This is a genomic window from Pseudomonas algeriensis (genome assembly GCF_048847255.1).
Taxonomy (GTDB): domain Bacteria; phylum Pseudomonadota; class Gammaproteobacteria; order Pseudomonadales; family Pseudomonadaceae; genus Aquipseudomonas.
Genome location: NZ_JBKKRK010000015.1, coordinates 1 through 12,753 on the forward strand (window position 1 = coordinate 1; position 12,753 = coordinate 12,753).

Consider the following 12,753-nt stretch of genomic DNA (forward strand, 5'->3'; position numbering starts at 1 on the left):
GAGCAAGCTCGCTTGTATGTTTAGACTTGAAGGGGTGGGCAGGACTAAAAGCTCGATTCCGACTCTAGCCAGTACGGACCGTGGGAGACTTCTCGTCCCGCCCTTTCTACCTAAAGCGCCGATAAGGAATTCATCGGTAAAACCGACGATAGAAGCAAGCCAGCGCTACGGTAGACCCCGACAAGCATCTAAACCCTAGCTCCGAGGATTCGACATGACAATCCTTACCTCTCCAGCGGTTATCGGTATTGATGTCGCCAAGGCTGAAATTGTCGCTTATCGCGAGGATCTGAAAAGCATTCAAATCGTCGATAACAATCGTGAAGCCCTTGTCCGCTGGCTCAAAATGTTGCCAGCGCAAAGCTTGATTGCCTTGGAAGCCACCAGCTTTTATCACCTGGATACGGCTGAACTGGCCCATGGGATGGGGCACAGGGTTTATGTTGTGGATGCCTATCGTGTGGCCCATTACCGTGAAAGCATTGGGCAGCGGGCAAAAACCGACCCTTGTGATGCACGTTTGCTGGCGCGTTATCTGACGAATGAACAGCAACGGCTACGTGCCTGGACACCACCTCCCGATGCCTACAAAGTGCTAAGAAGCCTGCTACGCAAGCGTGCAGAACTGATCAAAGCTCGCGTCAGCCTCATGCTGAGCTGGTCGGGCGAACCGCTTCTGAAAGATATCCTGACCCAGCAACTGGACGCCTTCAAGCAAAGCGATCGGGCCATTCAGAAATTATTGCGTGAAGCCAGCCAAGGGGCGGGAATTACTGAGAATATCAACCGCTGCAAAGCCATTGAGGGTGTGGGCGAACTGACGGCAACAAGCCTGGCGACCGCATTCATGCGAGGTGACTTCGCCAGCGGCGATGCGTTCATTGCCTTTTTAGGGATGGACCTGAGGCCAAAGGACTCCGGAAAAAAACACAGTCCCAGACACCTGAGCAAGAAAGGAGATGGCGAGCTGCGACGCTTGGCACACACCGCAGCAATGGCGGCTTGCCGGTCTCCAGTCTGGAAGCCTTACTACGAGTCCTGCTTGGCAAGAGGTTTCGCCAGAACCCAAGCGTTGGTGAGCCTCGCCCGTAAATTGTGTCGGGTGGCATTCGCCCTGATGAAAAACCAGAGCGAATATCGCCCTAATTCTATGCTGCAGGGTTCCCCTGCAACATAGAATCTCCCACAATAGACCGCATTCGTTAGAGCAACTCGGTCAACTTGTGGAAGCGAGCTTGGTCGCGATGGCGCCTTGTCAATCAACATAAATACCCAAGCGGGCCCCACCCCGTGAACTCAATCCTCCATATCCCGTCTCATAGGAGGAATTAAGTCCCGACTCGCGCTAAACTGCGCGGGTTTTCCGCCCCCTATTCTTCGGAGCCGTCCATGTCCCGCGTTACCTTGAGTCGCTATTTGATTGAGCAGACCCGCAGCAACAATACCCCTGCCGATCTGCGCTTTTTGATCGAAGTGGTGGCGCGTGCATGCAAGGAGATCAGCCACGCCGTGTCCAAGGGCGCGCTGGGCGGTGTCCTGGGCAGCATGGGCACCGAGAACGTGCAGGGCGAAGTGCAGAAGAAGCTCGACGTGCTCTCCAACGAAATCCTGCTGGAAGCCAACGAGTGGGGCGGTCACCTGGCCGGCATGGCGTCCGAGGAAATGGACAATGCCTACCAGATCCCGGGCAAATACCCGAAAGGCGCCTACCTGCTGGTATTCGACCCGTTGGACGGCTCGTCGAACATCGACATCAATGCGCCGGTCGGCACAATCTTCTCGGTACTGCGTTGCCCTAACGAATACCTGAGCCAGAACGAAGCCTTGAATGAAAAGGCCTTCCTGCAGCCCGGCACCGAGCAAGTCGCCGCCGGTTACGCCATCTACGGTCCTCAGACCATGCTGGTGCTGACCCTGGGCGACGGCGTGAAAGGCTTCACCCTGGACCGCGAGATGGGCAGTTTCGTCCTGACCCACGAAGACATCACCATTCCTGAAACCACCCAGGAATTCGCCATCAACATGTCCAACCAGCGTCACTGGGAAGCTCCGGTACAACGCTACGTCAGCGAGTTGCTGGCCGGTGAAGAAGGCCCGCTGAAAAAGAACTACAACATGCGCTGGGTGGCCGCGATGGTTGCCGATGTACACCGCATCCTGACCCGAGGCGGTCTGTTCATGTACCCGCGCGACAGCCGCGAGCCGTCCAAGCCGGGCAAGCTGCGCCTGATGTACGAAGCCAACCCGATGTCGTTCCTGGTGGAGCAGGCGGGTGGCGCTTCCACCGACGGTCGCCAGCGCATCCTCGACATCAAGCCTGAGGGCCTGCACCAGCGAGTTGCGGTATTCCTCGGTTCGAAGGAAGAAGTGGCACGCGCCACGGCTTACCACAAGGAGTAAACCATGACCGGGCCTTGGCAGCCGTTGCTCGATTGGTGGTTTGGCACAGCCCAAACGCCGGACGAAATAGCGGCTGACAAGGGCAAGCTGTGGTTTGGCAAAGGCCATGATCGCCAGGCGCAAGAGCGCTTCGGCGAACAGGTCGAGCAAGCACTGGCCGGCGGATTGACCGATTGGGCGCAACGCCCGGAAGGTTGGCTGGCCCTGGTCCTGCTACTGGATCAACTCCCGCGTATGATCTTTCGCGACACGCCCAAAAGCTTTTCCGGCGACTTGCGTGCCCAAGCGTTGGTGGCCCAAGGTCTGGCGGCAGGTTTCGACCAGCAACTGCGGCCAATCCAGCGTGTCTCATCTACCTCGTCCTCGAACATTGCGAAAACCTCGCGGTGCAGAACGAAGCCGTGTCGCGGTTCGTCAGACTGGTCCGGGAGCAACCCGAGGCGCAGCGCGCGGTGTTCGAAGACAACCTGGATTATGCCGAACGGCATCAGAAGATCATTGCCCGGTTCGGACGTTTTCCCCATCGCAATGCGGTGTTGGGGCGTGAGTCCACGGCTGAGGAAGTGGAATTCTTGAGCAGGCCTGGGTCCAGGTTCTGAATTTTTTGCGAGGCTGATGCCGCTATCGTCGGATCGCCGCCCGGAGCAAGCTCGCTCCGGGCGGCGATCCGACGATGGGGCCCTTCCAGGCGTTAGATCCGGAAACTGCCCACCAACTGCTTCAACCGCGCCGCCTGCTGTTCCAAGTCGGAACAGGCCCGCAAGGTGGCTTGCAGGTTTTCCACGCCTTCCTGGTTCAGCGTGTTGATTTCATTGATGTCGACGTTGATCGATTCCACCACGGCGGTCTGTTCTTCGGTGGCGGTGGCCACGGACTGGTTCATGCCGTCGATCTCGCCGATGCGCTGGGTCACGCTGCCCAGTCGTTCGCCGGCCTGGTTGGCGATGCCGACGCTGCTTTCGCTCTGGCGCTGGCTATCGGTCATGGTCAGCACCGCTTCCCGCGCGCCGACTTGCAACTCTTCGATCATCTTCTGCACTTGCTGCGCAGAATCCTGGGTGCGGTGGGCCAGGTTGCGCACCTCGTCGGCGACGACCGCGAAGCCGCGACCGGCTTCACCGGCCCGGGCCGCTTCGATGGCGGCGTTCAGGGCAAGCAGGTTGGTCTGCTGGGAAATGCTGGTGATCACTTCGAGGATCTGGCCGATGTTCACCGTGTTGCTGTTCAGGGTTTCGATGTTGCCGCAAGAATCGCTGATCTTGGCTGACAGCTGTTGCATCGCCGTGATGGTTTTATCCACCACTTGCTGGCCATCTTCGGCCAGGTTGCGGGCCTCGCTGGAGTGCTGCGAGGCGAGGGCGGCATTCTGGGCAATTTCCTGGGCGGCGGCGCCAAGCTGGTTGATGGCCGCGGCCACGCTGCTGGTGCGCGACGCTTGCTGGTCGGAGTTGTATATCGACGAATTGGAGGCGCTGACGACACGCAGGGCGACTTCATTGACCTGGCCCGTGGCGGAAGCCACTTCGCGGATCGAAGCGTGGATACGCTCGACGAAACGGTTGAACGAAGTGCCCAGCGCGCCGAATTCATCATGGCCGTGGATGGTCAGGCGGCGGGTCAGGTCGCCTTCGCCTTCGGCGATGTCATGCATGGCGCGGCCCATGATCAGCAGCGGTCGCATCAATACACGGATGAGCATGCTCAGCAGGGCGATGATGAACACCACGGCAATGACCATGGCAATCAGGGCCGAGGTGCGGAACTCGCTGAGCATCGCCAGCGCCGCGCTCTTGTCGAGCACCAGCGCCACGTACCAGTCGGCGCCGGGTACGCCGGCGACTCGGGTAAAGGAAATGAACTGGGTCTTGCCGTCGAGCTCGACTTCCTTCATGCCCGGGCTGACTTGCGGCGCACCGTTGGGATAGGCCTCGGCGAGGGTCTTGAGCACGCGCTTGCTGTCAGGGTGGACGAGGATCTTGCCATCGGCGCTGACGATGAACGCATGGCCATGTCCGCCGAAGTTCAGCGAGTTGATGATGGCGCTGACGCTGGTCAGGTCGATGTCCGCCCCCGCCACGCCGATCATCTGGTTCTGGCGCTGTACCGGCGTGGCAACGGTGATCACAAGCTTGCCCGAAGACGCGGCGATGTAGGGTTCGGTGACGATGGTCTGTTGGGCGCTGTTGGCGGCCTTGTACCAGCCACGGGCGCGCGGGTCGTAGTCGGCGGCGCGATTGCCGGCCGGCACCGAAAACATTACGCCGTCGGTGCCGCCAAAATAGCTGAGCTGAAAATTGCCGGTGTAGGCAGGCAGGCCCACCGCGCGTTTCAGGCTGTCGGCACTGCTGCCATCGATGGCGATTTGCTGGGCCAGCGATTGCAGCAGTTGGATCCGGCCTTCGACCCACGTCTGGATATTGCGGCTGGTCAGGCTGCCGAGCTCCTGCATGGAGGTCTCGGTGCTGGAATACAGACTTTGTCGTTGGCGGTAATCGTTGAACAGGATGAAACAGGCGAATGCGACGGCCACCACAAGGGCGGCAGCCAACAGGATTTTGTGGCTGAATTTCATGTTTCTGGTCATTAAGAACGCTACCGCGGAGGGACGGGTCAAAAAGGGGTGTCAATTTGCCATAACACAGGATTTTACGCTGTTACTTTTTATCGGCCCGCAAGCCCGGCGCATCAGGCGTCGATGGACTCATCCCGACGAAAGGCACGACGGCGTCACAGTTCGATTGTTTCACCCGTCGATAACCCTCGGGACAACCAATAAATACTGGGGGCGTCGGGGAACCAGATAGGGGTTTTCTCTTCTAAGGTTCAGGTTGGCACCCTGCCACCTCCCTTCCGCTCCAGGAGTTACACCATGTCGCTGCGATCTATCGCCCTGCTGTTCATGTGCGTCGTATTGACCGCATGCAGCAAGGTCAACCAGGAAAACTACTCGAAGCTGTCGGCGGGCATGCCCAAGGCCGAAGTCGAGACGTTGCTGGGGAAGCCGACTGACTGTTCGGGCGCGCTCGGCATGTCCAGCTGCACCTGGGGCGACCAGAAAAGCTTTATCAGCGTGCAGTACGCCGGTGACAAAGTGTTGATGTTTTCCGGCCAAGGCCTGAAGTAACCTGAAGTAAACCGGGGCCAAGCGCCCACGGGAGAAAAAAATAATGATGCGGTTAGTTTTTGTGCTTTTGGCTGGCCTGGTATTGGCCGGCTGTGCCACTTCTGGCGTAGACCCGTTGGCGCCCAAGACCGTCAACAGTGTCAATCTCAAGCGTTACCAAGGGACCTGGTACGAGCTGGCCCGCCTACCGATGTATTTCCAGCGCAACTGCGCGCAATCCGAAGCCCATTACACCCTCAAGCCCGACGGCAACGTGGATGTGTTCAACCGCTGCCTGACTTCCGATTGGAAGTGGGAAGAAGCCCGGGGCACCGCTTACCCACAGGTGCCAGGCAAGACCGACAAGCTCTGGGTCGAATTCGATACCTGGTTCTCGCGGATCCTGCCGGGTGTGGCGAAGGGAGAATATTGGGTCTTGTATGTCAGCGATGACTACAAGACCGCCATCGTTGGCGATCCGAGCCGGCGTTACATGTGGTTGCTGTCGCGCACGCCAACGGTCAATGTCGATGTGCGCGAAGAACTGCTGAGCAAGGCGCGCCAGCAGGGCTACGACACGACGCGGTTGGTCTGGCGTGCGTCGGACCGGCAGATGGCCAAGACTTCGGACTGATGGAGTAGAACACCTGTGGGAGCGAGCTTGCTCGCGATGAGGCCTTTACCGTCAACATAGATGTTGATGGAGAATCCGCTATCGCGAGCAAGCTCGCTCCCACATTGAATTGTCGTCAGCCCAGCAGTTCGCGCAGCACCCGGCTAAACGCTCGGGCGCTTTCTTCCTCGCCGGCATGACGGCCGTCGCGAACCTGCCATTTTCCGCCGACCATCACATCGCGCACCTGGCGATCGCCGCCCGCAAACAGCCAACGATTGAGAATGCCGTCACCGGTCGCCGTGGCCAGGTAAGGATCATTGCCATCGAGCACCAGCCAGTCGGCGCGCTTGCCGACTTCCAATGCGCCGATCGGTTGGCCCAACGCCTGGGCGCCACCGTCCAGTGCGGCGTCATACAGGGTACGCCCGACCATCGGCTGATCCGTTCGGTACAACCGGTTGCGGCGCTGGTCCCGCAGCCGCTGGCCGTATTCCAGCCAGCGTAATTCCTCCACGACGCTCAACGACACATGGCTGTCAGAGCCGATGCCCATCCGCCCGCCTTGGGCTAGGAAATCCACGGCCGGAAAAATTCCGTCACCCAGGTTGGCTTCCGTGGTCAGGCACAGACCGGCAATTGCCCGGCTCTTGGCCATCAGGCTGACTTCCTGTGGATTGGCGTGGGTGGCATGAACCAGGCACCAGCGTTGATCCACCTCGGCATTTTCATACAGCCACTGCAGCGGACGCGCGCCGCTCCAGCTCAGGCAGTCGTCAACCTCCTTTTGCTGTTCGGCGATGTGGATATGCACGGGGCAATCGCGGTCGCTGGCGGCCAGCACATCGTGGATCTGCCCGGGTGTCACGGCGCGCAGCGAGTGGAAGCACAGGCCCAACGCCTGGGACGGTTGCCCGGCCAGGATCGGCTGCAAGCGTGACTGAAGCTTCAGGTAGTTTTCGGTGCTGTTGATGAACCGGCGCTGCCCGTCGTTGGGCTCTTGGCCGCCGAAACCGGAATGGCTGTAAAGCACCGGCAGCAGCGTCAAGCCAATGCCCACGTCACCGGCGGCCTGGCTGATACGCAAGGCCAGTTCGGCCGGATCGGCGTAATGTCTGCCGTCGGTGTCATGGTGTACGTAATGGAATTCGGCAACCGATGTATAGCCGGCCTTGAGCATTTCGATGTAAAGCTGACGGGCGATGACGCCCAGCTGGTCGGGGCTGATTTTGCCGACGAGGCGGTACATCAGATCGCGCCATGTCCAGAAACTGTCATTGGGATTGCCCGCCACTTCCGCCAGCCCGGCCATGGCCCGCTGGAACGCATGGGAATGCAGGTTCGGCATGCCCGGAAGCAGGGGACCGCCGAGCCGTTCGGCGCCGTTTGCGTGGGAATCGGCCTGGACATGGGTCAAGACGCCCTCGGCGTTGACCTCGAGGCGTACATCATTGGCCCATCCATCAGGCAGCAGCGCACGCTCGGCAAAGAAGGCGGACATCGGTTGAACCTCGTTGCGTGTAATTTGTATATACATATACAGACGTTTGCCTGCCCGGTAAACTCCGGCAAGCTAGTCATCAACATTCGCAGAACAGGAATACGCCGTGCCGACTCCGCCTGCCAAACCGCCGCTGGCCGCAACCATGGGTGACAGTCCGGCGCCCTTGTACGCCCGCGTCAAACAAATGATCACCCAGCAGATCGACAGTGGAAACTGGCCGCCCCATTACCGTGTGCCATCGGAAAGCGAACTGGTCAGCCAGTTGGGCTTCAGCCGCATGACCATCAACCGGGCCCTGCGGGAAATGACCGCTGATGGCCTGCTGGTGCGCATGCAAGGCGTCGGCACGTTCGTCGCCGAGCCCAAGAGCCAGTCCGCACTGTTCGAAGTGCATAACATTGCGGATGAAATCGCCTCCCGTGGTCATCGCCATACGTGCAAGGTCATCACCCTGGAAGAAGAGGCCGCCGGTTCCGAGCGGGCGCTGGCCCTGGACATGCGCGAAGGCCAGAAGGTATTCCATTCGTTGATCGTGCATTTCGAAAACGACATTCCTGTGCAAATCGAGGACCGTTTCGTCAACGCGCTGGTGGCGCCTGATTACCTCAAGCAGGACTTCACTCAACAAACGCCTTATGCCTACCTGAACCAGGTTGCGCCGCTGACCGAAGGTGAGCATGTGGTCGAGGCGATCCTGGCGGAGCCGAGTGAATGCAAGCTGTTGCAGATCGAGCGGGGCGAGCCGTGCCTGTTGATCCGTCGTCGTACCTGGTCAGGTCGCCAGCCGGTGACCGCCGCACGCCTGATCCATCCGGGCTCGCGTCACAGTCTGGAAGGGCGTTTCCACAAATGAGCCAATTGAAGGTTTTACGCGCAGCGGATTACCCGCGCATGCCGTGGAAAAACGGCGGTGGCAGCACCGAGGAAATCACCCGCGATGCCGGCACCGGCCTGGAAGGTTTCGGCTGGCGCCTGTCCATTGCCGATATCGGTGAATCGGGTGGTTTTTCCACCTTCGCTGGCTACGAACGGATCATCACGGTCTTGCAAGGTGGCGGCATGACGCTGACTGTCGATGGCCACGCCACGCGGCCGCTGCATTCGCTGGAACCGTTTGCCTTCAGCGGCGAGAGCCAAGTGCAGTGCACGCTGCTGGAGGGGCCGATTCGCGACTTCAACCTGATCTACGCGCCGCAGCGTTACCGCGCGCGGCTGCAATGGCTGGGCGGCCAGCAGCGTTTTTTCAGCGAGGCGGGAACGGTATTGGTGTTCAGTGCCGCTCCGACGCTGAGGGTCAAGATGGATGAAACTGTCGAGGCACTGGGGCTTTATGACTGCCTGCAACTGAGCGGTAACGCTGGGCTGCTGGACATCACTACCCACGGCCAATGCTGCGTGATCGAGCTGACGGCCCACTAAGGCGCCTTGCCACAAAAGGTGTGTTCGTTGTTCCTTCTGGCGCACCAACTTGTTACCGAACGCCCCAGCGTGGCGCAATACCACGCTTTTTATGACCTTTTGATTGCTTCCCAAAAACCTCCTCCAAAAATTTCATGCAGCTTGGCGGCCCTTCTATTACGAGGCTTCTCGCCGATTCTTCAATTTTTCTTGATTAGCCCTTCAACAAGTTGGCCGCTTGATTGCATATGCTTGTACATACAAGTAAAGACGTATGCGTATGAGTCCTCTGCATTCAACGCTACGTTCGCTTAATCGCTGCCCACTGCCCGGGCTGGTCTGGATTGATCGCTGAGGAGTTTTTGCTGTGACCGACGCTACCCGCAAACCTGAAAAATACCGTGACGTTGAAATCCGTGCCCCTCGCGGTAACACGCTGACCGCCAAGAGCTGGCTGACCGAAGCGCCGCTGCGCATGCTGATGAACAACCTCGACCCGGAAGTGGCCGAGAACCCCAAGGAGCTGGTGGTCTACGGTGGCATCGGGCGCGCGGCGCGCAACTGGGAGTGCTACGACAAGATCGTCGAAAGCCTCACCCATCTGAATGACGATGAAACCCTGCTGGTGCAGTCCGGCAAGCCGGTGGGCGTGTTCAAGACCCACAGCAATGCCCCGCGCGTACTGATCGCCAACTCCAACCTGGTGCCGCACTGGGCCAGTTGGGAACACTTCAACGAGCTCGACGCCAAGGGCCTGGCCATGTACGGCCAGATGACGGCCGGCAGCTGGATCTACATCGGCAGCCAGGGCATCGTGCAAGGCACGTATGAAACCTTCGTCGAGGCCGGCCGCCAGCATTACGACTCCAACCTCAAGGGCCGCTGGGTCCTGACCGCCGGCCTCGGCGGCATGGGCGGCGCGCAACCGTTGGCCGCGACTTTGGCCGGTGCGTGCTCGCTGAACATCGAGTGCCAGCAGGTGAGTATCGATTTCCGCCTGAAAACCCGTTACGTCGACGAACAAGCCAAGGATCTGGACGACGCCCTGGCGCGCATCGAGAAATACACCGCCGAAGGCAAGGCGATTTCCATCGCACTGTGTGGGAACGCGGCTGAAATCCTGCCAGAAATGGTCCGCCGTGGTGTGCGCCCGGACATGGTCACAGACCAGACCAGCGCCCACGACCCACTCAATGGTTACTTGCCTGCCGGCTGGACTTGGGACGAATACCGTGCCCGCGCCAAGACTGAACCCGCCGCCGTGGTGAAGGCCGCCAAGCAATCGATGGCCGTCCACGTCAAAGCGATGCTCGAATTCCAGAAAATGGGCGTGCCGACCTTCGACTACGGCAACAACATCCGTCAGATGGCCCAGGAAGAAGGCGTGGAAAACGCATTCGACTTCCCGGGTTTCGTCCCGGCCTACATCCGTCCTCTGTTCTGCCGCGGCATTGGCCCGTTCCGTTGGGCGGCGTTGTCCGGTGACCCGCAGGACATCTACAAGACCGACGCCAAGGTCAAGGAACTGATCCCCGACGACGCCCACCTGCACAACTGGTTGGACATGGCTCGCGAGCGCATCAGCTTCCAAGGCTTGCCGGCGCGGATCTGCTGGGTTGGCCTGGGCCAACGCGCCAAGTTGGGCCTGGCGTTCAACGAGATGGTCCGCAGCGGCGAGTTGTCGGCGCCGATCGTCATCGGCCGCGACCACCTGGACTCCGGTTCCGTGGCCAGCCCGAACCGCGAAACCGAATCCATGCAGGACGGTTCCGACGCCGTTTCCGACTGGCCACTGCTCAACGCATTGCTCAACACCGCCAGCGGCGCGACCTGGGTATCGCTGCACCACGGCGGCGGCGTCGGCATGGGCTTCTCCCAGCATTCGGGCATGGTGATTGTCTGCGATGGCACCGACGAAGCGGCCGAACGGATTGCTCGCGTACTGCATAACGACCCGGGCACTGGCGTGATGCGCCACGCCGACGCCGGTTACCAGATCGCGATCGATTGCGCGAAGGAGCAGGGGCTCAACCTGCCGATGATCACTGGCAAGTAAGTGCAAAAACTGTGGGAGCGAGCCTGCTCGCGATGGCGGCCTGTCAGCCAACGCATGTATCGAATGTGGCGGCCTGTCAGCCAACGCATGTATCGAATGTGTCGGCCTCATCGCGAGCAGGCTCGCTCCCACAAATAAGAGCATCGTTCGAACCAGAACAATCCACAGAGGTTGAACCATGGCTGTCACCAGCACACGCGATAGCAGCAAGCCGTTGATCGAGAAGCGCTCGATCGACTACATCCCGGAAGGGGAAAGACACGGTCATCTGTTTAGCCAGTTCACCCTCTGGATGGGGGCCAATCTGCAGATCACCGCCATTGTCACCGGTGCGTTGGCGGTGGTGTTGGGGGGTGATGTGTTCTGGTCGTTGATCGGTTTGCTGATCGGCCAGTTGCTCGGCGGTGGTGTCATGGCGTTGCACGCCGCCCAAGGGCCAAAGCTCGGGCTGCCGCAGATGATCTCCAGCCGGGTGCAGTTTGGTGTATATGGCGCGGCCATCCCGATCGTGCTGGTATGCCTGATGTACCTGGGTTTCACCGCAACGGGCACCGTGCTATCCGGCCAGGCGCTGGGCCAGTTGTTTGGCGTCAGCGACAGTGTCGGCATCCTCATCTTCGCCAGTGTCATCGTGTTGGTCACGGTGCTTGGTTATCGGGTGATTCACTGGATCGGCCGTGTCGCCAGCATCATCGGTGTGATCGCCTTTGTTTACCTGTTCGCTCGCCTGATCAGCCATACGGATGTGGGCGCACTCCTGCAGATCCGCCACTTCAGTTGGAGCAGTTTCCTGCTTGCGGTGTCGCTCGCGGCCTCCTGGCAGATCGCCTTCGGCCCCTACGTCGCGGACTACTCGCGTTACCTGCCGAGCAAGACGTCCTCGGTGAAAACCTTCTTTGCCGCAGGTGCAGGTTCAGTCATCGGCGCGCAGGTGGCGATGATCCTCGGTGTGTTTGCCGCCGCCTCGGCCAACGGGCAGTTCGCCGGCCACGAAGTGGCCTATATCGTTGGCCTGGGTGGCACCGGCGCCACCGCCGCGCTGCTGTATTTCAGCATCGCGTTCGGCAAGGTCACCATTTCCACGCTGAACTCCTACGGCAGCTTCATGTGCATTGCGACCATCATCAGCGGTTTCCGTGGTCACCTGAACGTAACGCGGGTGCAACGCCTGGTGTTCGTGCTGTTCATTGTCGGCGCCGCGACCCTGATCGCGCTGCTCGGCCAGCACTCGTTCCTCGGTGCGTTCAAGTCCTTCATCCTGTTCCTGCTGGCGTTCTTTACGCCTTGGAGCGCGATCAACCTGGTGGACTACTACTGCATAACCCGTGAGCGCTATGACGTGCCGGCACTCGCCGATCCGAACGGTCGCTACGGTCGTTGGAACGCACTGGGTATCAGCGTCTACGTCTTCGGCGTACTGGTCCAGTTGCCGTTCATCGCCACCAAGTTCTATACCGGTCCGCTGGTGGAAGCCATGGGCGGTGTGGATATCTCGTGGATCATCGGCTTGGTGGTTCCGGCGGTGCTGTACTACGTCATCGCTAGAAAATGGCACAGCGCCGTACCCGATCAATTGATCCTGCCGGTCGAGCAGGACGCGGTTGACGCACAACCGAGCAGGGCGGGCCGCATCCAAGCGGTCTGATGGGACGTTGACAGGGCTAGATGCCTCTTGACTG

General features: G+C 60.1%; 10 protein-coding genes and 1 pseudogene. 9 read left to right on the top strand and 2 right to left on the bottom strand.

Features of this window, described 5'->3' with window-relative positions; translation table 11 throughout:
• Positions 1 to 214 precede the first annotated feature (214 nt).
• From ACLK1G_RS19990 to ACLK1G_RS20000, 3 genes and pseudogenes are all read left to right on the top strand, one after another.
• Positions 215 to 1,177 carry an IS110 family transposase gene (locus ACLK1G_RS19990; RefSeq protein WP_420766129.1) on the top strand — a complete coding sequence of 321 codons (963 nt, stop codon included), beginning with the start codon at positions 215 to 217 and terminating at the stop codon, positions 1,175 to 1,177.
• 212 nt (positions 1,178 to 1,389) lie between these two features.
• Positions 1,390 to 2,400, top strand: a complete 1,011-nt coding sequence (locus ACLK1G_RS19995) for a class 1 fructose-bisphosphatase (protein ID WP_420767001.1) — start codon at positions 1,390 to 1,392, stop codon at positions 2,398 to 2,400.
• Between the two features lie 3 nt (positions 2,401 to 2,403).
• Positions 2,404 to 2,999 (top strand): annotated as a pseudogene (locus ACLK1G_RS20000) (DUF924 family protein).
• Between the two features lie 92 nt (positions 3,000 to 3,091).
• On the opposite strand, the gene ACLK1G_RS20005 reads toward ACLK1G_RS20000, so the two are convergent.
• A complete protein-coding gene (locus ACLK1G_RS20005) occupies positions 3,092 to 4,984 on the bottom strand; it encodes a methyl-accepting chemotaxis protein (RefSeq protein WP_420767002.1) in 1,893 nt (630 codons plus the stop codon).
• A gap of 285 nt (positions 4,985 to 5,269) precedes the next feature.
• On the opposite strand from ACLK1G_RS20005, the gene ACLK1G_RS20010 reads away from it, so the two are divergent.
• Positions 5,270 to 5,524 carry a hypothetical protein gene (locus ACLK1G_RS20010; RefSeq protein WP_003186715.1) on the top strand — a complete coding sequence of 85 codons (255 nt, stop codon included), beginning with the start codon at positions 5,270 to 5,272 and terminating at the stop codon, positions 5,522 to 5,524.
• Positions 5,525 to 5,567: 43 nt separating this feature from the next.
• A complete protein-coding gene (locus ACLK1G_RS20015; RefSeq protein ID WP_420767003.1) occupies positions 5,568 to 6,137 on the top strand; it encodes a lipocalin family protein in 570 nt (189 codons plus the stop codon).
• 115 nt (positions 6,138 to 6,252) lie between these two features.
• Here ACLK1G_RS20015 and ACLK1G_RS20020 read toward each other — a convergent pair whose 3' ends face one another.
• On the bottom strand, positions 6,253 to 7,617 hold the full coding sequence (locus ACLK1G_RS20020; RefSeq protein ID WP_420767004.1) for a formimidoylglutamate deiminase: 1,365 nt from the start codon (positions 7,615 to 7,617) through the stop codon (positions 6,253 to 6,255).
• 145 nt (positions 7,618 to 7,762) lie between these two features.
• Between ACLK1G_RS20020 and hutC the strand changes: the two genes are divergently transcribed.
• The 4 genes from hutC to ACLK1G_RS20040 all read left to right on the top strand — a co-directional run bounded on the left by hutC (position 7,763) and on the right by ACLK1G_RS20040 (position 12,719).
• Entirely contained in the window at positions 7,763 to 8,473 is a 711-nt protein-coding gene (gene hutC, locus ACLK1G_RS20025) for a histidine utilization transcriptional repressor HutC (protein ID WP_305501386.1), read from the top strand.
• A complete protein-coding gene (locus ACLK1G_RS20030; RefSeq protein ID WP_420767005.1) occupies positions 8,470 to 9,039 on the top strand; it encodes a HutD/Ves family protein in 570 nt (189 codons plus the stop codon). Before hutC ends, ACLK1G_RS20030 begins: the two co-directional genes overlap by 4 nt.
• A 346-nt stretch (positions 9,040 to 9,385) precedes the next feature.
• Entirely contained in the window at positions 9,386 to 11,074 is a 1,689-nt protein-coding gene (gene hutU / locus ACLK1G_RS20035) for a urocanate hydratase (RefSeq protein WP_420767006.1), read from the top strand.
• 178 nt (positions 11,075 to 11,252) lie between these two features.
• On the top strand, positions 11,253 to 12,719 hold the full coding sequence (locus ACLK1G_RS20040; RefSeq protein WP_420767007.1) for a purine-cytosine permease family protein: 1,467 nt from the start codon (positions 11,253 to 11,255) through the stop codon (positions 12,717 to 12,719).
• The last annotated feature ends 34 nt before the right edge of the window (positions 12,720 to 12,753 follow it).

Coding starts and splice junctions, on each gene's coding strand:
- ACLK1G_RS20040 (WP_420767007.1), top strand. CDS start 11,253: ATGGCTGTCACCAGCACACGCGATAGCAGCAAGCCGTTGATCGAGAAG.
- ACLK1G_RS19995 (WP_420767001.1), top strand. CDS start 1,390: ATGTCCCGCGTTACCTTGAGTCGCTATTTGATTGAGCAGACCCGCAGC.
- ACLK1G_RS20005 (WP_420767002.1), bottom strand. CDS start 4,984: ATGACCAGAAACATGAAATTCAGCCACAAAATCCTGTTGGCTGCCGCC.
- ACLK1G_RS20015 (WP_420767003.1), top strand. CDS start 5,568: ATGATGCGGTTAGTTTTTGTGCTTTTGGCTGGCCTGGTATTGGCCGGC.
- hutC (WP_305501386.1), top strand. CDS start 7,763: ATGGGTGACAGTCCGGCGCCCTTGTACGCCCGCGTCAAACAAATGATC.
- ACLK1G_RS19990 (WP_420766129.1), top strand. CDS start 215: ATGACAATCCTTACCTCTCCAGCGGTTATCGGTATTGATGTCGCCAAG.
- ACLK1G_RS20020 (WP_420767004.1), bottom strand. CDS start 7,617: ATGTCCGCCTTCTTTGCCGAGCGTGCGCTGCTGCCTGATGGATGGGCC.
- ACLK1G_RS20010 (WP_003186715.1), top strand. CDS start 5,270: ATGTCGCTGCGATCTATCGCCCTGCTGTTCATGTGCGTCGTATTGACC.
- ACLK1G_RS20030 (WP_420767005.1), top strand. CDS start 8,470: ATGAGCCAATTGAAGGTTTTACGCGCAGCGGATTACCCGCGCATGCCG.